Below are 20,388 nucleotides of genomic sequence, written 5' to 3' on the forward strand. Positions count from 1 at the left end.
GGTCGGAGGTGCGGGGGTGTTTGATCCGAACGCGACGCGGGGGGCTGGCCATGCGTTGGTTGCAGGTGCAGGGGGGGTGCTCCCGGCGGCCGGGCGCGTGTAGTCGGCGCCCGCCTCGGCGGCGCTTGCGCCGCGGGCGCGTGTGGCGGCTTGTACGAGAGGATCGGGCTCGCGGGAGGCGGTTTTCGCCCTTGGAGCGGTGTCCTGCGAAGGGCCAGCAAGTTCGTTCGCGGCGACCTGACGTGTGCGCTCGGCCCGGCTCACCTGCGCGAGCTCCTGCGCGCGCGCGATGCCTTGTTGGCGCTGTTCGAGCGGAATGTACCCGTCCATCTGCGCGAGGGCCTTGGTTGCCTGGGGGAGCCCGTCCTGGCGGGCCAGTGTCAGCAGGGCATAGGCCTCGACCCAGTCCTTGGACACAAAATCGCCGTTGAAGTGGGCAATGCCAAGGACGTACTGCGCGCGCGGATCGCCGCGCCTCGCGGAAGCCTCGATGTAAGGCAGGGCTGCCTCGCGTTCGCCCTCCTGGAAAAGGAGCAGGCCATAGATGTCGGCGGCCTGGACATGGCCAAGCGCGGCGGCACGCCCATAGAGACTACGTGCTTGGTCAAGGTCCTCGGGGACGCCGCGTCCCAGCTTGTAAGCCTGGGCGAGGTTGAACAGGGCGTCGGGATCGTTCTGGGTGGCGAGGGGCTGCCACAAGGCGACGGCCTCGGCGTAGTTTCCGGCGGACCAGGCATCGACGCCTGCCTTGACGTCTGCGCGTGCCGCATCGTCTGTGCCCTGCGCCGCGTTCGCGGACGGGCTTGCGGCGAGCAGCGCCAAAGCGGCGAATCCTCCCGCGAGCGCGCGACGAAGCGGAAAGTCGGGGCGGCGACGGTTGATCAAGGCTGGTCCCTTCACGAATCTCATGGCGCAAGCATAGGAGGGCGCGCGACTTTTGTCCTCGCCTGCGAAGCCGCAAGGTGCTGCAGGCAATCTGTATGGGGCCGGTATAAGGCCGGGTTAGAAGAAAAGTCCGCGACAAAAGCCGCGTAAAAGCCGGGCTGCACAGGTCAAGTGTGCAAAATTTACGCTAATTAACGGTAAATTAGGAACGGTCTGCGATTCCAGTTCCGACATTCTTCAGACCCTGCTTCGGGGTTTTCGTGGGGGACCGACTTTGCGAGTACTGGCACTGGCTTCACAGAAGGGCGGATCGGGCAAGACGACTCTGTCCGGTCACCTTGCCGTTCAGGCGCAGCGTGCCGGCGCAGGGCCGGTCGTTTTGATCGACATCGACCCGCAGGGTTCGCTCGCCGACTGGTGGAACGAGCGCGAGGCCGAACTGCCCGCTTTTGCGCAGACCACCGTTGCGCGCCTCGCCAACGATCTCCAGGTGCTTCGCCAGCAGGGCTTCAAGCTCGCGGTGATCGACACCCCGCCTGCCATCACCATGGCGATCCAGAGCGTCATCTCGGTGGCCGAGCTGATTGTTGTCCCGACCCGTCCCAGCCCGCACGACCTTCGCGCCGTGGGCGCGACGGTCGATCTGTGCGAACGGGCCGGCAAGCCGCTGATGTTCGTGGTCAACGCGGCGACCCCCAAGGCGCGCATCACCGCCGAAGCCGCGGTTGCGCTCTCGCAGCACGGCACGGTTGCCCCGGTCACGCTGCACCAGCGCACCGACTTCGCGGCCTCGATGATCGACGGGCGCACAGTGATGGAAGTGGACCCCAACGGACGCTCCTCGCAGGAGGTGGGTGCGCTGTGGAACTACATCGCCGACCGTCTGGAAAAGAACTTCCGCCGCACCGTCTTCGCTGCGCCTGGCCAGAGCGCTCCGGCGCAGGGCATGGCTCGCCCGGTCGGTGGTTTCGGTCGCCGCGTCGCGGGCTCGTAAGAGCGCCCGCACCCGCGACTCATCGACGAGGAACTGCCGGATGTCCCGAGTGAACCTTACCCCGCGCCAGGCTGGCCTTGCCGCTTGTTCCGCGCTTGCCGCGTCCTTGCTGGGCGGCTTCGTCAGCCACGCCGCGCTTGCGCGCAGCGAGGCGGAAACCGTGTCGAGCGAGGCTTACGTCGCAGAGGTTTCCAAGGACATCCTCAAGGCCGAGAAGCGGGTCGAGCGATCGTTTGAATCGGCCTCGCGACGCAGCGACCTTGCGCACACCTATCTGGCTGCAGGGCGCTTCCTCTCAGCCGAGATGACCTTCCGCGACGCGCTCGCGCTGGGCGATGAAGACCCGCGCACCGCGCTCGGCCTCGTTCTTTCCAGCATTGGTGCAGGACACAACGCCGATGCGCTGCGCGTTCTGGCGCAGTGGCGTGACCGCATTCCGGCCAGCGATCTTGGTCTGGCCGTCGCGCTGGCCGGGCGTCCGAGCCAGGGGGTCGCGATTCTCACCGATGTCGTGCGCGGGGGAGAGAATACCCCCAAGTCGCGCCAGAACCTGGCCTATGCCTACGCTCTGAGCGGTCAGTGGGCGCAGGCGCGGATCATCGCCTCGCAGGACGTTCCGGGGCACCAGCTTGATGCGCGACTGGGCGAATGGGCTCGCCGCGCACGCGATGCCGACAGCGGCCTGCGTATCGCAGGACTGTTGGGCACGCCGCTCGATGTGCGCGATCCCGGCCAGCCCGTGGCGCTTGCCCTGAACGGCCGTTCCGAGGGCGCGACTCTCGCCGAGGCAGACGCGGTTCCGCGGTCGCTGGCGATGAAGGACACGCCGGTCAAGGCAAAGGACACGCCGGTCAAGGCAGAGGCGGAGCTTCCGGCTCTCGCGGCAGCCGCGCCGGTAGCTCCGACCTTGCGTGCCCCGGCCAAGGCCGACATCGAATCCATTCCGGCTCCCAGGACCGAGGCCGTGCTTGCCGTCGCGCCCGAGACCGCCGGTTCGGTCCGCTTCGTGTCGACGCCTGTCGTTCAGCGTTTGCCCGAAGTGCGTATGGGCGGTTCGGTTTCGGCCAAGGCTCCTGCCGATGTCTCTGCCCCGGTCCGCACCGCGTTGGCGGACAAGGCAAGTGCCGAGGGCACGCACCTCATTCAGCTTGGCTCGTTCCGCACGATGGAAGGCGCCGAGCGCGCCTGGGGCATTTTTGTGGCGCGCGATCCGCGCCTCAAGAACCACACCATGCGCATCACCGAGGCCGAAGTCGCCGGGCGCCGCTACTTCCGCGTGGCTGCGGAAGGTTTTGACGGGCGCGCGGCCAAGTCGATGTGCGCGGCGGTAAAGAACCGCGGCGGTGGCTGCTTCGCCTACGCCGAGACGCGCCCGCTGCCCGGAGCGCTCCTCGCTCGCAATTCAAGCGCTGTGCGCCACGCGCGCCGCTAATCTGTTTCAACCAGTTCCATGTGAACCTGAAGGCCATCGCTCCCCCCGGGGGGCGGTGGCCTCTTTTTTGGGGCTGCTAACGAGATCGGGAGGGAAGTTGCCGACTTTCAAGGGCGCATCGCCCCTTGCCCCCGGAATCGGCGACCTCACGCTTCCTGGTCACCTTGGCGCGCGGAAGGTGAGGTAGGCAGTTCGGAGAACCCGAGGGCGATGGCCCTCGGATCAGTTTTTACGTTTTCGTGCCTGTTCGGCTCCGTGGAGAAGGCTTAGGCCACCTTGGTCTTGAGCGTCATGCCGCCCTTGAACAGCGCGAGAACGCGGCCCTGGACCGGCTGCTTGTCGAAGGGGGTGTTGCCCGCCGTCGCGGCCATCTTGTCCGAATCAACGATCCAGGGGCGGTCGGGATCGATCACCGCGATGTCGGCCTCGGCGCCCACTTCGAGGCGTCCAGCAGGCACGCCCAGGAGCTTTGCGGGGGTCGCGGCGAGGAGATCGAAGGCACGGGCCATGTCGATCACGCCGTCGCGCACCAGGTTCATGGTAAGCGGAAGCAGCGTTTCGGCCCCGGCGGTACCGGGCGCGGAATCGGCAAAGGGCAGGCGCTTATCCTCCGAGCCGCGCGGGTCGTGGCCCGAGGCGATCACGTCGATGGTGCCATCACTGATGGCCGCGATCACGGCCTTGCGGTCCTCCTCGCAGCGCAGCGGCGGGGAGAGGTGGGCGAAAGTGCGGAACTGCGCAACGGCGAGGTCCGAGAGCATGAAGTAGCCGGGCGACACGCCCGCGGTGACCTTGAGGCCGCGGGCCTTGGCTGCACGCATGAGGTCTAGCCCCCCGCGCGTGGTCACATTGCGAAAGTGGATGGCCGCGCCTGCCAGTTCGGCAAGGGCGACGTCACGCGCGATGGCGATGGCTTCGGCTTCGGCCGGGGCACTGGGCAGGCCAAGGCGCGTCGCGATCTCTCCCGCAGTCGCCACGGCCTTGCCGGTGATCCCGGCGTCCTCGGCGTGGGCGATCACGGTCATGCCCAGCATCGAGCAGTACTGCAGAAGCCGCAGCATCGTACCCGAATCGCCGATCCAGCGGCGCCCGGTGGCCACGGCTTTCGCGCCCGCATCGCGCATGAGCGCGATTTCGGCGAGCGCTTCGCCTTTCAGTTCACGCGTCGCGCCGCCCAACGGGTGGACCCAGAAGTCCGGCTTTCCCGAAAGCGCGGCGAAACGCACACGCGAGGGAATGTCGAGCGGGGTCGGCTGGTCGGGCATCAGCGCCGCGCGGGTGATCCCGCCGAAGTGGAAGGCGGGCTTGTCGATGGCAAAGACGCCCAGGTCGACGAGGCCAGGGGTGACGAGACGCCCGCGCGCATCGTGGACGGTGTCGCCCTCCCGCGCGGTGACGTCCGGGCCCATCTCGGTGATAAAGCCGCCCTCGGCGCGCAGGGTGCCCTCGGCAATGGTGCCGTCAGCGTGGAGGATGCGCCCGTTGCGGATCGTCAGTGGTGCGTGCTGGCTCATGCCCAACCCTCCATCTTGCGTCCTTTGCGGGTGAGCACTTCGAGGCAGGCCATGCGCATGGCAACGCCCATCTCGACCTGGGTGGTGATCTGCGAGCGGTCGATCATGTCGGCAACGTTGCTTTCGATCTCGATGCCTCGATTCATGGGGCCGGGGTGCATGACCAGCGCGTCGGGCTCGGCCAGCTTGAGACGCTCCTGCGAGAGGCCGTAGAGGTGGCGGTATTCGCGCGGCGAGGGGATGAACTGACCCTCCATGCGCTCCATCTGGAGGCGCAGCATCATGACTACGTCCGAGCCTGCCAGCGCGGCGTCGAAGTCGTGGAAGACCTTGACGTTCATGCGCTCGATGTCGGCAGGCATGAGCGCGGGCGGGGCGCACACACGTACGTCCGCGCCCAGCGAGGTCAGGCACAGGATGTTCGAGCGCGCGACACGGCTGTGCAGGATGTCGCCGCAGATCGTCACGCGAAGGCCGTTGAAGGCGCGCTTGGCGTGGCGGATGGTAAGGGCATCGAGAAGCGCCTGCGTCGGGTGTTCGTGCTGCCCGTCGCCTGCGTTGAGGACCGGGCAGTCGACCTTGTCGGCGATGAGCTGCACCGCGCCGGAACTGGAGTGGCGGATAACGATGGCATCGGCGCGCATGGCGTTGAGCGTCATGGCGGTGTCGATGAGGGTCTCACCCTTCTTCACGCTCGAGGTGGCCACCGCCATGTTTACGACGTCGGCGCCCAGGCGCTTGCCCGCGATCTCGAAGCTGAGCAGAGTGCGCGTCGAATTCTCGAAAAAGGCGTTGATGATAGTCAGCCCCGACAGGACATCGCGGCGTTTTTGCGCTCCCCGGTTTAGTTCGACCCACTGTTCCGCCTCGTCGAGGAGGAACCAGATCTCATGGGGCGCAAGGCCGGCGATACCGACAAGGCCGTCGTGCGGGAACGCGGCGCGGCCTTCGGGATAGGTATATTCTGAAGCTGTCATCGAAGACAGGGCCTTAGGCCCGCTCCTGGTCCCACTCAAGCCCCATTCGCACGACGCTGGTCGGTGTGTGTCGGACACCGGGCGAAGAGGCCCTTTCGCAGCGGCGGTCAGGGCGCTAGGTTCGGTCGATTTTATCCGGGAGTTCCAATGCAATTCGCCTCCAAGGTGTGGAAGCTGCTGGTCGGCATCAAGGACGCGCTCGTCCTCCTTTTGCTGGTCGGCTTTTTTACGGTGCTGTTCGGCGCGCTGAGCCTGCGTCCGACGCCGGCAAAGGTGGAGGGCGGCGCGCTTCTGCTCCAGCTCGATGGTGTCCTGGTCGAGGAAAAAAGCACGCCCGACCCCTTCCAGCTGCTGCTCGCGCAGCAGGCGCCGGTGGGCGAATACCCGGTGCGCGATGTCGTGCGCGCGCTGGAGAGCGCGGCAAAGGATGAACGGATCACCGCAGTCGTGCTCGACCTCTCGCGCTTTCTGGGGGGCGGGCAGGTCCACGAACGCGCGGTGGCCGCCGCCATCGACGAGGTGCGCGCGGCCAGGAAGCCGGTGCTCACCTTTGCCAACGCCTACGCCGACGACGGGGTGATGCTGGCCGCGCACGCGAGCGAGGTCTGGGTAGATCCCATGGGGGCGACCTTCGTCTCCGGGCCGGGGGGAAACCACCTGTTCTACAAGAACCTGTTCGACCGCTTCGGCGTGAAGGCCCACGTCTACCGCGTGGGTACCTACAAGAGCGCGGTGGAGCCCTACCTGCGCGCCGACATGTCGGAGGCGGCCAGGGCCAACTACGAGGACATCTACGAGGCGCTGTGGGACGGCTGGAAGGCCGATCTCGCCAAGGCGCGTCCCAAGGCGTCGGTCGCGCAGATGACGCAGGACCCGGCGGCCTGGATCGCGGCGGGCAAGGGGGATCTGGCCGATGCCTCGAAGGCGGCAGGGCTTGTCGATCGCATTGGCGACAAGACCGAGTTCGAGCAGCGCGTGGCGAAGATTGTCGGCGAGGCGAAGGGCACGGACAAGGCCGACCATGCCGCGCGCTACCGCCACACCGCGCTTGGGACATGGCTCACCGCCAATCCCGCTCCCACGAAGGGGGAGGCGATCGGGGTGGTCACGGTGGCGGGCACCATCGTCGATGGCGATGCGGGGCCTGGTACTGCGGGGGGGGATCGCATTGCGCGCCTGCTCGATGACAATCTCGACAAGGGTTTCAAGGCGCTGGTGGTGCGGGTCGATTCCCCGGGCGGATCGGCCATGGCCTCCGAGCGCATTCGCCGCGCGATCCTGCGCTACCGCGCGAAGAAGATCCCGGTGGTCATCTCGATGGGCAACCTGGCCGCGAGTGGGGGCTACTGGGTGTCGACGGCAGGCGAGAGGATTTTTGCCGAGCCCGACACGCTCACAGGATCGATCGGAGTCTTCGCGGTCGTCACAAGCTTTGAGAAGACGCTGGCGGACCTGGGCATCACATCGGACGGCGTGAAGACCACGCCGCTGTCGGGCGAACCGGACATCCTGGGCGGTTTCTCGCCGGAAGTGGAGGCGCTTCTGCAAGGCTCGGTCGAATCGACCTATGCCAAGTTCCTGGGCGTTGCCGGCAAGGCGCGCGACATGTCCCCCGAAGCCGTTGACGCCGTGGGGCAGGGCCGGGTCTGGACGGGGCGCGAAGCGATGGAACGCGGTCTTGTTGATGAAATGGGCGGACTCGATGCTGCGCTCGCCTATGCCGCGAAAAAGGGCGGCCTGGGCAACGAGCCCTGGCATGCGCAGTACCTCGCCGAGCCTGTTGATCCCTTCGATTCGCTCCTGGCGCAGGTCCTCGCCCGTCCTTCGGGCGAAGAGGCGGCGATCTCGGACTACGCCGCGCTGGCCGCGCGGGTCCATGCGCGGCGGATGGAGCAGGCGGGCCGGGCGGTCCAGGCGCTTGCCGGGACCAGCGGCATACAGGCCTACTGCCTTTCCTGTACTGCGGTGGATGGCGCGCTTTCCGGCCCGCCGGGGCCCACCCTGACGGCTGGATCGGGCGGGCTCGGCAGCTGGCTGCGGATTCTCACGGCCGGGTCGTAAGAGGGCTTCTAAAGGCTCGGCAATTCGGCTGGCCCTGTGTCCGGGGCGTCGGTGTCGGGCCCGGGAAGGGGAGCCTCATCGGGCACGGGCGCAGGGCCTGGGTCGCTGGGTACGGGCGGGGTTTCGGGCGGTGTCTGGCCGGGCGTATCGTCGGGACGGGTTGCCATCTGGACCTCCTCGCTATGGCCTCGCCACGCACGGCGAGACTTGTCTCCTCGAAGTGGGGAGGGGGGATTTAGCCTGCAAGGCCCCCTCTTTCCGGAGATGCGCCGTGGCCAATGCGACTCGCGGAGCTTGCCCTTTTGCGCGTGGCCTTATAAGGGCACGTCCCTTGAGTTTTAGGCTTCATCCGAATGCGGGCGTGGCGGAACTGGTAGACGCGCCAGATTTAGGTTCTGGTATCGCAAGATGTGGGGGTTCGAGTCCCTTCGCCCGCACCAGTCCGTCGCGCATGGCCGGATGTGGCATGCGAATCGGTCGCGCCCGGCATTTGGCCGTGCACGGCTCCACGGATTGCACAGGAAGGCATTGAGATGCAGATCGTCGAAACGACCAACGAGGGCCTGAAGCGCGCCTATACGGTGACCATCCCGGCCACCACCATTACCGACCGCATCGAGGGCGAGATCAAGAAGATCGCTCCGCAGGTGCGCATGCCCGGTTTCCGTCCCGGAAAGGTTCCCGCCAACCTCGTGCGCAAGATGCACGGCGATGCGATCCACCAGGACATGCTCAATAACGTCATCCGCGAAGCGATGGACAAGCTGGTTGCCGACAACGCGCTGCGTCCCGCAATGAACCCCGACGTCTCGCTCGGCGAAGGCTACGAGCAGGGCAAGGACGCGGAACTGAGCGTCGCGCTGGAAATCCTTCCCGTGATCGACACCCCCTCGATCGAAGGCCTGAAGCTTGAAAAGCTGACCGTTCCCGTCGCCGAGGACGCCGTCACCGAGCAGGTCGAGAAGATCGCCAGCCAGCAGCAGCGTTTCGAGACCAAGGACGGCGAAGCCGAGGACGGCGACCAGGTCATCTGCGACTTCACCGGCAAGCTCGACGGCGAGCCCTTTGAAGGTGGCGCGGCTGAAAAGCAGCCGATCACGATCGGTTCGGGCATGCTGATCCCGGGCTTCGAAGAGCAGCTCAAGGGCATCAAGGCCGGTGACGAACGCGTCATCACCGTGACCTTCCCCGAGGACTACCAGGCCGCGCACCTCGCCGGCAAGGAAACCACCTTCGACATCGTGGCCCACGAGATCAAGGCGCCGGTCGAGAGCACTGTCGATGACGAGTTCGCCAAGCAGCTCGGCCTCGAAAGCCTCGAGCAGCTTCAGGGTCTCATCAAGGGCCAGCTCGAGCAGGAGACCGCCGGTCTCACCCGCACCGCGATGAAGCGCCAGCTGCTTGATCAGCTCGCCGCGGGTCACGACTTCGACGTGCCGCCCTCGATGGTCGAAGCCGAGTTCAACCAGATCTGGCAGCAGCTCGTACAGGAAGCCTCGAACGAGGAAGATCCCGAAGCTGCGCTCAAGGAGATCGAGGACGAGAAGGACGATTACCGCAAGATCGCCGAGCGCCGCGTTCGTCTCGGCCTGCTTCTGTCGGAAATCGGCCAGGCCAACGGCGTTGAAGTGACCTCGCAGGAAATGTCGATGCTGGTCTCGCAGGCTGCCCAGCAGTACCGTCCGGAAGACCGCCAGCGCTTCATGGAATACATCCAGCAGGACCCCATGATGGCCGCTCAGCTGCGCGCGCCGCTCTATGAGGACAAGGTCGTCGACTTCCTCATCGAGAAGTCGGAAGTGACCGAGCGTGAAGTGACCCGCGAGGAACTTCAGGCGGCGATCGAGGCGGAGGAAGGCGAAGTCGAGAAGGCCGACGCCAAGCCCGCCAAGAAGGCGCCGGCGAAGAAGGCCGCTGCCAAGAAGGCCGACGACGCCGAAGCCGGTGACGACGCAGCCGAAAAGAAGGCCCCGGCCAAGAAGGCTCCGGCCAAGAAGGCCGCTGCCAAGAAAACCGAGGATGGCGAAGCCAAGCCCGCCGCCAAGAAGGCGCCCGTCAAGAAGGCTCCGGCCAAGAAGGCCGCTGCCAAGGACGAGGCTGCCAAGGAAGACTGATCGCGTTCGCGGGGGCTGACCCCCGCGTTCGATCGCCTCACGAAGGCCCGGCATGGTCATCATGCCGGGCCTTCTTGCGTCCGGGCTTCAAGCTTAATTGGCGAGTTGAGCGGGAGGGGCGGTCGCTGGCGATCCAGCCGTAGCCGACTCGCGTCAGCCTGAGCGTGTCGAGCGCAAAGCTTCGGGCGCGCAGGTGGGGCCGGATTCTGGACGCTGTGAAATGGTTGTCCGGATCGTGTTCGGCCCAGAACAGGTTAGGGCAGGCGCGCGAAAGCGTGCGGGAGCCTTGCGGGGCAAGGGTGAAGCCCAGGTGTCGGGCCACCTCCCGATAGGCGAAGGGCACGACACGGGCGTTGTCTGTAGGGGCATCGCGATGAGATCGGCGTTCCAGGGGGGGCGCCCTGCCGTGGCGCACGCTTTCACTTCGAAGTCATGCGTTGTCTCCGGGGCCGGCCCGGCAGCCCGGTCTGTACGTTGACCGGGAACTATCCGGATTCGGTCGCCCCGCTTGTGTGGTGGGCAGTGCAAGCAGGCCTGTCAATTTCCCCCGCTTCAGGCGTCCGAGTGCGGGACGGAGCGGGGTGGTTTCGGCAATTGTGGAGCAATTGTCGCGATCCATACACCGATTGATGGGTTTATGCCCTTGAACATCGGGATGGGGCACGCGAAATAAGGCCGGCAACCAGATGAGGAATCCCATGCTCGACCTGTTTGGCGCGTCAGGCGCTCAAGGAAAATTCACAACCGATCCCGTGACCGGCGCGCTCGTGCCGATGGTCGTCGAGCAGACCAGCCGGGGTGAACGCAGCTTCGACATCTATTCGCGCCTCCTGCGCGAGCGCATTGTATTTGTTACCGGCCAGGTCGAAGACCACATGGCCTCGCTGATCGTCGCGCAGCTGCTGTTCCTGGAATCGGAAAATCCCTCGAAGGACATCTCGATGTACATCAACTCGCCGGGCGGTGTCGTCACGGCGGGCATGGCGATCCATGACACCATGCAGTACATCAAGCCGCGCATCTCGACCGTGTGCATCGGCCAGGCCGCCTCGATGGGCAGCTTCTTGCTCGCGGCTGGTGAGCCGGGCATGCGCATCGCGCTTCCCAATGCGCGCATCATGGTGCACCAGCCCTCGGGCGGCGCGCAGGGAATGGCCTCGGACATCGAGATCCAGGCCCGTGAGATCCTGCGCATGCGCCGCCGCCTGAACGATCTCTACGTGAAATACACGGGCAAGTCGCTCGACGAGATCGAGAAGGCGATGGACCGTGACACCTTCCTCGAGGCCGAGGAAGCCTTGGCCTTTGGCCTGGTCGACAAGGTCTTCGAGACCCGTCCCGACGCGGACAAGCCGGAGGGCTAATCGCCTCCCGGGCGTGGACTGGGAGGGGCCGGAATTGGCGGATCGGTCCCTTCACTCCCTGTCAACGTTGACCGCCTAGGATTGCTAAACCGCCCCCGTCCAAGGTAGACTCTGCGAGTCGCCCAAGATGGGGCCTTTAGATGGAATGCGAAGAAATTGAGCGGATCTGACGCGAAAAGCACCCTGTACTGCAGTTTCTGCGGGAAATCGCAGCACGAAGTGCGCAAGCTGATCGCGGGACCCACGGTCTTTATCTGTGACGAATGTGTCGAGCTGTGCAACGACATCATTCGCGAAGAGACGAAGGCGGGGATCGCGGGCAAGAAGGATGGCGGCGTGCCGTCCCCCCGTGACATCTGCGAGACGCTGAACGACTACGTGATCGGCCAGGAGCGCGCCAAGCGTGTCCTGTCGGTAGCTGTCCATAACCACTATAAGCGCCTCAAGCATGCGGGCAAGCAGGGCGACGTCGAACTGTCGAAGTCGAACATCCTGCTCGTCGGGCCGACCGGCTCGGGCAAGACCCTTCTCGCCCAGACGCTGGCCAAGACCTTCGACGTGCCCTTCACCATGGCCGACGCCACCACGCTGACCGAAGCCGGTTACGTGGGCGAGGATGTGGAGAACATCATCCTCAAGCTCCTGCAGGCGTCCGACTACAATGTCGAGAAGGCGCAGCACGGCATCGTCTACATCGACGAGATCGACAAGATCAGCCGCAAGGCCGAGAATCCGTCGATCACGCGCGACGTGTCGGGCGAAGGTGTGCAGCAGGCTCTGCTGAAGCTGATGGAAGGCACCACGGCCTCGGTCCCGCCGCAGGGCGGGCGAAAGCATCCGCAGCAGGAGTTTCTGCAGGTCGACACCACGAACATCCTGTTCATCTGCGGTGGCGCCTTCGCGGGGCTCGAAAAGATCATCGGCGACCGCCTCCAGAAGCGCTCGATCGGCTTTGGCGCGCATGTCGCTGATCCCGACAAGCGCCGCGTGGGCGAACTGCTCCAGAAGAGCGAGCCCGAGGATCTTCTCAAGTTCGGCCTCATCCCGGAATTCGTTGGCCGTTTGCCAGTCATTGCGACGCTTGAGGACCTCGACATTGCCGCCCTGGTGATGATCCTCAAGGAACCCAAGAACGCGCTGATCAAGCAGTACGCTAAGCTCTTCGACCTGGAGGACGTCGAACTGACGTTCACCGACGAGGCGCTCGAGGCGATCGCCCAGAAGGCGATCGACCGCAAGACCGGCGCGCGTGGCCTGCGTTCCATCGTCGAAGGGCTCCTGCTCGACACGATGTACGACCTGCCGACCGAAGAGAACATCGCCGAAGTCGTCGTTGACGGTGACGTGGTGGCGGGCCGCAAGGAGCCCGTCCGCGTCCTCAAGGGCGACAAGGCCGAGGAAGCCGCCTGACCGGCACGCTTCCCGCCTGAGCGGAATTCCGAAAAAAGGGCCCGGGGATCGCAGGATCTATCCGGGCCTTTTTCATGGGAGCGGGCCTTGCGTAATTGAAAGGAACAGATCCGAGGGCCATTGCTCCCGGGCTACCCATCCCGTCTAGCCCACGTCCGGCGCGCCAATCTCGGGCCGACAGAGGTGAGGTTACCGATCCCGGGGGCAAGGGGGGATGCCCCCTTGAAAATCTCTATCTTCCTGCGGCTTAGCGTCCTTCCATCTGCGGCCCGGCAATCGCCACGGCGCGGGGTGGAGGCGTTTTGCGAAAAGGTTCGGGAGTGTCGTCCAGGTGTGCCCGGCGGATGACCTTGCCGTCCTGCGTGACGGTCATCTCCTGCGAGGTCGTGGTCTTGAGTTTCCAGCCGTCCTCGCCGTGGACCCAGGTGTCCTCTGCACGCGCGATCATCTCCATCGCGTGGCCGCGAACCTGTGCGCTGGCGGTCATGGTCTGGAGTACCCTGGCCTCCGTGCCATCGAGGGTAATGGCCTTGATCGTGGTGCGGGTGTCGCGGTCGGGATCGGCCGGGGCTCCCTGCAACTCGGCGATCATCGCCTCGGTATCAAGCGTGCGTCCGCTAAGTTCGGTGCTGGTGAAGCCGGGGGCAAGCAGGGCCTGGATGCGTGGGGCCGAGCGCTGCTCCATTGCGTGCCTGAGTTCGTCGTAGCGCTGCTGAAGCTCGGCACGTGCGGTGTCGGCCTGCAAAGCAGGCGCGTCCTGTGAGGTCGCAGCAAGGCTTGCGCCGGTGGGCACGGCAAGGCCGAGAAGAGCGCAGCTGGCAAGCAGCGATTTTACGGGAAGCAACGGCATGGACGGGCGGCTCCTTGAACAGCTTTGCGCATCGGTTCGCCGGGACGGCGCGACCGGATGGGAGCATCAATGCGCCAGAGGTCGCGCGGTGCCGCCTGCGCCGACGAGGCGGCTCATTCTTGCGTCAGACCGTGTCGGGGCCTGCGAGCGCACAGCTTTCGGGGTGCCCGATCTCGATCTGGATCGTGGGATGGCCAATGCCGAAGTCGTGTGCCAGCTGCTCGGCGATGGCGGCGAGAAACTCGTCGTCGGCGGGGCCATCGGGCTTGACGAGATGGGCGGTGAGCGCGGTTTCCGTGGTGCTCATCGGCCAGACGTGAAGGTCGTGGACATGGCTAACACCGGGTTGGCTTTCGAGCAGGCGGCGGACCTTGGCGATGTCAATGCCATCGGGCACGGCGAGCATGCCCATGCGCAGCGAATCGCGCAGGATGCTCCAGCTTGACCAGGCAATGACCAGAGTGATGACGAGTGAGGTGATGGGATCCAGCAGGGCGATGCCGGTCGCCCAGATGAGGCCGCCCGCGATGACCACACCGGCCGAAACGGCGGCGTCGGCCATGAGATGGACAAAGGCGGCGCGCAGGTTGAGGTCCGACTTTGAGCCCTTGGCGAAGAGCAGCGCGGAGAGTGCGTTGATGGCAATGCCGATGGCCGCCACCACCATCATCGTGGTGCCCGCGACCTGGGCGGGTTCGAACAGGCGCCGCAGGGTCTCGACCAGGATCGCGCCGACCGTGCCCCACAGCAGTGCCGCGTTGGCGATCGAGGCCAGGATGGACGAACTCTTGAGGCCGTAGGTGAAACGCTCGGACGGCGGCCGTGCGGCCAGGATGGCCGCGGCCCAGGCCAGCAGCAGCGAGACCACATCGGTCAGGTTGTGCCCGGCATCGGCGAGAAGCGCGATGGAACCGCTGACGAATCCCGCGATGGCCTCGACGATAACGAACACCACGTTGAGACTGACGGCAATGGCAAAGGCCATGTTCGCACCGCCCGGAGGAGGGCCGTGGTGGTGGCCGTGCCCATGGCCATGGCCATGGCTATGCCCATGATCGTGACTATGAGAATGCCCGTGGTGCCCATGGGCGTGCGGGGGTGTGGCTAAGGTCTCGTGTTCCATCGCAATTGTGTCTCTCATGCCACGTCGGGGCGATTCAACTGTTGTTGTAACATGTCATTCACAATTCCCGCTTTCTCCAGACGGCGGATAAGAGAACTTGCCTCGTGACATTTTTGCCGCAGTGCAAAAATATGCATCAAAAAATAATCTCTAAAAAACAACATCTTGTTTTGATCAATTGGATGATAACCCGCTTCGGGTTGCAAAATTGCGCCGTTGCAGCAGCAAATGGCTCCCAACCGTCAGAAAGCTGTCATATGTCACTGCGCATAGCCACCGCAGCGCATGCAGTGGCTCACAAATCCCATCGCATGTTGAATTTACCCAGTCTGACACCTTCAGGGGGCACTGATGAAGTTTAGTTCTGTTCTCAACACCGCGACGAGCGCGCTTGCCGTCGGTGTTGCTTTCCTCGCCGTTCCGGCCTTCGCGCAGTCGACGGGTTCGGTCGACTTCGAAGAGGACGCGATCGTCGTTACCGGCCTGCGCGCCGAAGACGTTGCCGGTCTCGAGATCCCTGCGACCCCGAAGGCCAAGCAGGTCCTGACGTCGGAGCAGATCCAGCGCGCCCGTCCGGGCCAGACGATCAACGACATCATCAACCTGGTTCCGGGCGTCAGCTTCCAGAACAACGACCCCTGGGGCTCGATGGGTGGTGGCTTCACCATTCGCGGCTTCGGCGCGGACCGCGTGTCGCAGACCCTCGACGGCCTGCCGCTCAACGACTCGGGCAACTACGCGCTCTACTCGAACCAGCAGGTCGACACCGAGATTCTGGAATCGGTGAACGTGAACCTGGGCGTCACTGACGTCGACAGCCCGACGGCGTCGGCTTCGGGCGGTACCGTCAACATCCGTACCCGCACCCCGGGCGACGAATTCGGCGTGTTCACCACGATGACCATCGGTGACGTGCTGTCGCCGGGCAGCTACTCGGACAGCCTCTACACCCGTGCGTTCGGCATGATCGACACCGGGGACTTCACCGGCGCGGGCACCAAGGCTTTCGTGTCGGCGAGCTATCAGAACTACGGTGTGCCCTACAATCCGTACGGCCGCGTCGACAAGACCCAGCTCAACGCCCGCATCTACCAGGATCTGGGCAGCAACGGCGACTTCATCTCGGTGGCGGGCCACTGGAACCAGAATCGCAACAACTTCGCCGGTTCGGAAGATGTCAGCGATCTGCTGGAATATTACAACGGCAACCTCAGCAAGCGTGATCGCTTCTCGATCTACGCCAAGGACGCTGAAGCTCCGTATCCCTGCTCGGTCCCGGCGGGGCAGGTCTATGGTGCTGGCGGCGTCGCCGGCGAGAGCGAGCGCTATGATGACCGCAACGGCTGCGGCGCGCCCTTCTACCGCCGCTACAACCCGTCCGACACGGGCAATATCCGCGGTTCCTCGCGCTTCACGCTGTCCGACGGCCTGCTCCTGACCGTCGATCCGAGCTACCAGTACGTCAAGGCCAACGGTGGTGGCCCCGACGATCTTCGCGAAGCTTTCTTCACGGTCGACGGTGTCAACTACACCGGCGCGTTCAACGGCGGCTACTACTTCGGTCGGGACCTCAACGGCGACGGCGATACGCTTGACCGCGTTGCGGGCAACGACCCCAGCCAGACCCGCACCGACCGCCTCGGCGTCATCGCCAACCTGATCTGGGAAATCAACGACGACCACCGTGTCCGCGTTGCCTACACCTGGGACCGTGCGCGTCACCGCCAGACCGGCCAGATCACCCCGATGCTGGCCAACGGCGAGCCGAGCGATGTCTTCGCGATCGACAACGCGCTGCTCGACCTCAACGGCGAGGAAGTGAACAAGCGTGACCGTCTGTCCTGGGCAATCCTGCATCAGGTTTCGGGCGAATACCGTGGTACCTTCGGTGATTTCACCGCCGTTCTGGGCCTGCGCGCGCCGTTCTTCACGCGTCGCCTGAACCAGAACTGCTACACCACTTCGATCAGCGGCTATGTCGACTGCCCGACCCCGGGTCAGGACATGACTGCCTACGAAGCGGCCAACCCCGACTACGCTCGTCCGCAGTCGCGCAAGTACACGTACGACAAGCTGCTCCCGAACGTTGGCTTCACGTACAACTTCCTGCCGACCGCCTCGGTCTTCGCGAACTACGCCAAGGGCCTCTCGGTTCCCGGCACCGACCCGTTGTACGACTCGCTCTATCTGGCTGATGGCGACTTCGCCCGTCCGGTTCCTGAGACGACCGACAGTTTCGACGTCGGCGTTCGCTACCGTGAAGGTCGTATCACCGCGCAGCTCGCCGGCTGGTACACGCAGTACAAGAACCGTCTGGCCTCGGCCTTCGACCCCAACGCCAACAACGGCGAAGGCGCAACGGTCTACCGTAACCTCGGAACGGTCGACAAGTGGGGCGTCGATGGCTCGATTGCTTACCAGCCGACCGACAACTCGCTCATCTACATTTTCGGTTCGTACAACGACTCCGAGATTCAGGATGACGTAGTAACGGCGGATGGGGTCATCGCGACCGCAGGCAACATGGAGTCGGGTTCGCCCAGCTACTCCTACGGTGCCCGTGGCCAGATTGCCTTCGGCGCTCTGGAACTGGGTGGCCAGGTCAAGCGTACCGGCAAGCGCTGGCTGGACGATGCGAACACCACGCGCGTACCGTCCTACACGCTCGTCGATCTCGACGCGCGCCTGATCATCGGCGAAGGCCCGACGGGTGGCGATGTTGCACTGCAGCTCAACCTCACCAACCTGTTCGACGAATACTACGTCGGCTTCTTCGGCGGCTCGCTGAATGGCGAGAGCTTCGCCCAGATCGGCGCTCCGCGCGCGGGCAGCCTGGCGCTTTCGGTCGGCTTCTGATCCTGCTCGATCAGGACGAACGGCACGAAAAAAGGGGAGGGGCTTTCGAGCCTCTCCCTTTTTTTGTACCGTACCATGGCATCGGGACGCGAAGAACAGGCAAGTGGGCCATCGCGACCTCAACCTTCTTGGCGAAGCTGGCAGGAGAGCCCCGAGGTGGACAGTTCGGGGAGCCCGAGGGCAATGGCCCTCGGAACTATCCTGTTATCTTCTCAGCCAAAGAGCGGTGAGCCGCGCGTTGGGCTCAGGGGCTTATTCGTAGACGCAGGCGTCGAAGCCGCTGTTGCGCACGGTGCCGATGCGCGCCGAGATCGTGTTGCCATAGCGGCGGGTAAAGCCGGCCGGGTTCTTGACGCTGCGGGTCTTGGGGCTGGGCAGGGCCGCGGCCATGCGCGCGGCCTGGAGCGGCGTGAGGCTGGCGGCGGACTTTCCGAAATAGCGCTGTGCGCCCGCTTCCACGCCGTAGGTGCCGATGCCGGTTTCCGCGACGTTGAGGTAGACTTCCATGATCCGGCGCTTGTCCCACAGGTGCTCGATCAGGAACGTGAACCAGACTTCCAGGCCCTTGCGCGCATAGCGGCTCCAGCCCTCGCCCTGCCACAGGAACACGTTCTTGGCGGTCTGCTGGCTGATCGTCGAGCCACCGCGCAGTCGCCCGCCTTCGGCGTTGCGCTTCATCGCGTTCTCTATGGCTTCAGTGTCGAAACCATTGTGGGTGCAGAACTTTCCGTCTTCGGCCGCGATTGCGGCGGCGACCATGTTGCGGTCGATGTCGGAAAGCGGTGTCCAGTCCTTGGTGATGCCGTTTGCGTCTGTGAGCATGGTGATCGTCACTGGGACCGGCACGAAGCGGTAGAGCAGCGTGATCCCTGCGCTCAGAAGTAGGAAGGCAAGCACGATCTTGAGCAGCAGACGCATCGGGGCAGGGGCTTTCCGCATGGAAGAGAAACAAATGCGGGTGATAAACGCGCGGTGCAGGAGCGTCCAGCGCCGCGCATGTGGGTCTGGGGGCTGACCCTAGCTGGCGACAGGTTCCAGCTGGCCTTGATCACGCGGCGTTTCGTTGCCCGGCGCGGCGAGGACCACGCGGTCTCGGCCTTCACGTTTGGCGCGGTATAGCGCGGCGTCGGCCTTGCGGTAGAGATCGCGGAAGACTTCCCCGGGGATGGCGGGGCAGACGCCGACGCTGACTGTCATGGCAAGGCCGGGGATCGGTGGCATGACGGTGCCCCCGGCATCGGGGTCGCCGGGCCGCGCGGAGGCAATGGTGCGGCGCAGGTCCTCGGCGATCATGGCCGCGCGAAGCGCAGCGGGCCCGCTCAGGAGCAGGGCGAATTCTTCACCGCCCAGGCGCGCTGCGATGCAACGCTCATTTTCGCGCGCGGCTAGGGTGCGCGCGAGCGTGACCAGCACATCGTCCCCGGTGTCATGCCCGTAAGTGTCGTTGATGTGCTTGAAGAAGTCGATGTCTAGCAGCAGCAACGCGGCGACCTCGCGTCCTTGGCTGACTTCGGCGAGGATAGGCTCGATCATCTCGATGAAACCGCGCCGATTGCGCAGCGAGGTGAGGGGATCGCGGCGGGCCAGTTCACGGGCCTGAGCCTCGGCGCGTCGGGCGGCCGCGTGCTCCTGGCGCAGCCGCGCGTGGGTGCGCGAGGCGGCCGCGGCCAGCCACAAGGTCTGCCAGGCCGCGGCGAAGATCACCATGAGCTGCGGGCCGCCGCCCCGGAACAGTGTGCTCGATCCGACGAAATCGGCCGTGCTGAGAAGGATGATCGGGAAGATCCAGGCCGTGGCGAAGTTACGCGCCTCGGCCGAACCCTTGCGCGAGGCGAAGGCGAGGCAACCGCCCACGCTCAGCATCGTCACCATCAGGAGCACCCCAATGATCGCGGCGAGCAGGTCGACAGGACCGTTGCGGATGAAGGAGACGGGAAGGCCGAACAGGGAACACAGTGTCGCCAGGGTCAGCACCGTGCGGCGCACGAGGCGGGGGACATCGCGCGTGCCGATCGAGGTGATCGCGCTGAATGTCGCGAAGGTAATGGCAAGGCAGGCAAGGGCTGAGCACAATTGCGCCGAGAAGGCGCCGGCAAGGCAGGGCACGAGCATCAGGTGCGCCTGCGACCAGATCGTGCCCCACAGCAGCATCCCCCCCGACCAAGCCGCCTGCCAGAGCGGAAACTGGCGCCGCAGCGAGATGGCGAGGACCGCGTTGTAGAGCGTGCCGATCAGGAGCAGCGTCAGCGCACCACCGACCCACAGGGCAAGCGTGGTCGTCCGGCTGGCGGCATCGTCGCGCTCCACAAGGCGCAGGCGCAGCATGTCCTGGCTGGCCAACCGGGTGAAGTGGAGGACGATTCCCCGAAGGGGGCCGTGCGCACCGGGGGCGCGAATTCAAGCTGGCCGCCGATGCGCCAATGCCCGGCAAAGTCCCCGTTGCGCACGCTTTGGCGTTCGCGCGCACCGTCTGCATAGAGGAAGGTGACATCGAGCTGGTCAAAACGCGAGTAGTGGACGAGCAGTGCAGGTTCCTCTGCAATGTCAGCGGGCAGGTCCTGAGCGGGGATGCGCAGCCACAAGCTGCCGTCCTGGTAGGCCTGTGGTGTATCTGTGCAGGAAAATTCGGTCGGCAGCGCATTTGCGGACTTGGGCTGAGGGCTGCTGGCATGGCACAGGTCTGCCCCATTGAAGACCTGCGCCCGCGTGGGCGATGCACCCGCAAGCAGGGCTGCTCCAGACACGGCCAGCAGGGTTGCGCACAGCGCCCGGATAATGCGCAAGACAGTCAACATCTTGCGCGAGTGC

The 20,388-nt window shown here is 65.2% G+C and carries 16 protein-coding genes and 1 tRNA gene; 8 read left to right on the plus strand and 9 right to left on the minus strand.

Features of this window, described 5'->3' with window-relative positions:
- A partial coding sequence (locus tag FMM79_RS19290) for a tetratricopeptide repeat protein (RefSeq protein WP_371710965.1) occupies window positions 1-885 on the minus strand: 885 nt, incomplete at its 3' end.
- Between the two features lie 274 nt (window positions 886-1,159).
- Here FMM79_RS19290 and FMM79_RS19295 point away from each other — a divergent pair.
- Window positions 1,160-1,879: a ParA family protein gene (locus FMM79_RS19295; RefSeq protein WP_039391344.1), complete on the plus strand. Its 720-nt coding sequence runs from the start codon at window positions 1,160-1,162 to the stop codon at window positions 1,877-1,879.
- A 40-nt stretch (window positions 1,880-1,919) separates the two neighbouring features.
- The gene (locus FMM79_RS19300) at window positions 1,920-3,311 is read left to right on the plus strand and encodes an SPOR domain-containing protein (RefSeq protein WP_148629137.1); all 1,392 of its coding nucleotides are present in this window, start codon (window positions 1,920-1,922) and stop codon (window positions 3,309-3,311) included.
- A gap of 266 nt (window positions 3,312-3,577) precedes the next feature.
- Here the strand turns inward: FMM79_RS19300 and FMM79_RS19305 are convergent, their stop codons facing one another.
- On the minus strand, window positions 3,578-4,825 hold the full coding sequence (locus tag FMM79_RS19305) for a dihydroorotase family protein (RefSeq protein WP_148629139.1): 1,248 nt from the start codon (window positions 4,823-4,825) through the stop codon (window positions 3,578-3,580).
- Entirely contained in the window at window positions 4,822-5,802 is a 981-nt protein-coding gene (locus FMM79_RS19310) for an aspartate carbamoyltransferase catalytic subunit (protein WP_148629141.1), read from the minus strand. The genes FMM79_RS19305 and FMM79_RS19310 overlap by 4 nt, the downstream gene beginning before the upstream one ends.
- A 147-nt stretch (window positions 5,803-5,949) precedes the next feature.
- On the opposite strand from FMM79_RS19310, the gene sppA reads away from it, so the two are divergent.
- Window positions 5,950-7,863, plus strand: coding sequence for a signal peptide peptidase SppA (gene sppA / locus FMM79_RS19315; RefSeq protein WP_148629142.1), 1,914 nt, complete (start codon window positions 5,950-5,952; stop codon window positions 7,861-7,863).
- 8 nt (window positions 7,864-7,871) lie between these two features.
- On the opposite strand, the gene FMM79_RS21500 is transcribed toward sppA, so the two are convergent.
- Window positions 7,872-8,030, minus strand: a complete 159-nt coding sequence (locus FMM79_RS21500; RefSeq protein WP_162853568.1) for a hypothetical protein — start codon at window positions 8,028-8,030, stop codon at window positions 7,872-7,874.
- Window positions 8,031-8,218: 188 nt separating this feature from the next.
- On the opposite strand from FMM79_RS21500, the gene FMM79_RS19320 reads away from it, so the two are divergent.
- The 4 genes from FMM79_RS19320 to clpX all read left to right on the plus strand — a co-directional run bounded on the left by FMM79_RS19320 (window position 8,219) and on the right by clpX (window position 12,751).
- Window positions 8,219-8,303: transfer RNA gene (locus FMM79_RS19320), tRNA-Leu, on the plus strand.
- A gap of 93 nt (window positions 8,304-8,396) precedes the next feature.
- Window positions 8,397-9,977 carry a trigger factor gene (gene tig, locus FMM79_RS19325; protein ID WP_148629144.1) on the plus strand — a complete coding sequence of 527 codons (1,581 nt, stop codon included), beginning with the start codon at window positions 8,397-8,399 and terminating at the stop codon, window positions 9,975-9,977.
- A gap of 698 nt (window positions 9,978-10,675) precedes the next feature.
- Window positions 10,676-11,341: an ATP-dependent Clp endopeptidase proteolytic subunit ClpP gene (clpP, locus tag FMM79_RS19335; protein WP_039391357.1), complete on the plus strand. Its 666-nt coding sequence runs from the start codon at window positions 10,676-10,678 to the stop codon at window positions 11,339-11,341.
- Between the two features lie 111 nt (window positions 11,342-11,452).
- Window positions 11,453-12,751, plus strand: a complete 1,299-nt coding sequence (clpX, locus tag FMM79_RS19340) for an ATP-dependent Clp protease ATP-binding subunit ClpX (protein ID WP_148629148.1) — start codon at window positions 11,453-11,455, stop codon at window positions 12,749-12,751.
- A 247-nt stretch (window positions 12,752-12,998) separates the two neighbouring features.
- On the opposite strand, the gene FMM79_RS19345 is transcribed toward clpX, so the two are convergent.
- Complete coding sequence (locus tag FMM79_RS19345) at window positions 12,999-13,601, minus strand: nuclear transport factor 2 family protein (protein ID WP_148629150.1); 603 nt, start codon at window positions 13,599-13,601, stop codon at window positions 12,999-13,001.
- 124 nt (window positions 13,602-13,725) lie between these two features.
- Window positions 13,726-14,724 (minus strand): cation diffusion facilitator family transporter, encoded by a 999-nt coding sequence (locus tag FMM79_RS19350; protein ID WP_148629208.1) that lies wholly within the window; start codon window positions 14,722-14,724, stop codon window positions 13,726-13,728.
- Between the two features lie 351 nt (window positions 14,725-15,075).
- On the opposite strand from FMM79_RS19350, the gene FMM79_RS19355 reads away from it, so the two are divergent.
- Window positions 15,076-17,580: a TonB-dependent receptor gene (locus tag FMM79_RS19355; protein ID WP_148629151.1), complete on the plus strand. Its 2,505-nt coding sequence runs from the start codon at window positions 15,076-15,078 to the stop codon at window positions 17,578-17,580.
- Between the two features lie 252 nt (window positions 17,581-17,832).
- Here FMM79_RS19355 and mtgA read toward each other — a convergent pair whose 3' ends face one another.
- The 3 genes from mtgA to FMM79_RS19370 all read right to left on the minus strand — a co-directional run bounded on the left by mtgA (window position 17,833) and on the right by FMM79_RS19370 (window position 20,363).
- Window positions 17,833-18,498 (minus strand): monofunctional biosynthetic peptidoglycan transglycosylase, encoded by a 666-nt coding sequence (gene mtgA, locus FMM79_RS19360; protein WP_148629209.1) that lies wholly within the window; start codon window positions 18,496-18,498, stop codon window positions 17,833-17,835.
- A gap of 99 nt (window positions 18,499-18,597) precedes the next feature.
- Window positions 18,598-19,905, minus strand: a complete 1,308-nt coding sequence (locus FMM79_RS19365; RefSeq protein ID WP_148629152.1) for a diguanylate cyclase — start codon at window positions 19,903-19,905, stop codon at window positions 18,598-18,600.
- Complete coding sequence (locus FMM79_RS19370; RefSeq protein WP_162528562.1) at window positions 19,824-20,363, minus strand: hypothetical protein; 540 nt, start codon at window positions 20,361-20,363, stop codon at window positions 19,824-19,826. The genes FMM79_RS19365 and FMM79_RS19370 overlap by 82 nt, the downstream gene beginning before the upstream one ends.
- Between the last annotated feature and the right edge of the window lie 25 nt (window positions 20,364-20,388).

It is taken from the genome of Novosphingobium sp. BW1, from assembly GCF_008107685.1.
Classification (GTDB): domain Bacteria; phylum Pseudomonadota; class Alphaproteobacteria; order Sphingomonadales; family Sphingomonadaceae; genus Novosphingobium.

Coding starts and splice junctions, on each gene's coding strand:
- FMM79_RS19355 (WP_148629151.1), top strand. CDS start 15,076: ATGAAGTTTAGTTCTGTTCTCAACACCGCGACGAGCGCGCTTGCCGTC.
- mtgA (WP_148629209.1), bottom strand. CDS start 18,498: ATGCGTCTGCTGCTCAAGATCGTGCTTGCCTTCCTACTTCTGAGCGCA.
- FMM79_RS19300 (WP_148629137.1), top strand. CDS start 1,920: ATGTCCCGAGTGAACCTTACCCCGCGCCAGGCTGGCCTTGCCGCTTGT.
- clpP (WP_039391357.1), top strand. CDS start 10,676: ATGCTCGACCTGTTTGGCGCGTCAGGCGCTCAAGGAAAATTCACAACC.
- FMM79_RS21500 (WP_162853568.1), bottom strand. CDS start 8,030: ATGGCAACCCGTCCCGACGATACGCCCGGCCAGACACCGCCCGAAACC.
- sppA (WP_148629142.1), top strand. CDS start 5,950: ATGCAATTCGCCTCCAAGGTGTGGAAGCTGCTGGTCGGCATCAAGGAC.
- FMM79_RS19310 (WP_148629141.1), bottom strand. CDS start 5,802: ATGACAGCTTCAGAATATACCTATCCCGAAGGCCGCGCCGCGTTCCCG.
- FMM79_RS19350 (WP_148629208.1), bottom strand. CDS start 14,724: ATGGAACACGAGACCTTAGCCACACCCCCGCACGCCCATGGGCACCAC.
- tig (WP_148629144.1), top strand. CDS start 8,397: ATGCAGATCGTCGAAACGACCAACGAGGGCCTGAAGCGCGCCTATACG.
- FMM79_RS19365 (WP_148629152.1), bottom strand. CDS start 19,905: ATGCTGCGCCTGCGCCTTGTGGAGCGCGACGATGCCGCCAGCCGGACG.
- FMM79_RS19305 (WP_148629139.1), bottom strand. CDS start 4,825: ATGAGCCAGCACGCACCACTGACGATCCGCAACGGGCGCATCCTCCAC.
- FMM79_RS19345 (WP_148629150.1), bottom strand. CDS start 13,601: ATGCCGTTGCTTCCCGTAAAATCGCTGCTTGCCAGCTGCGCTCTTCTC.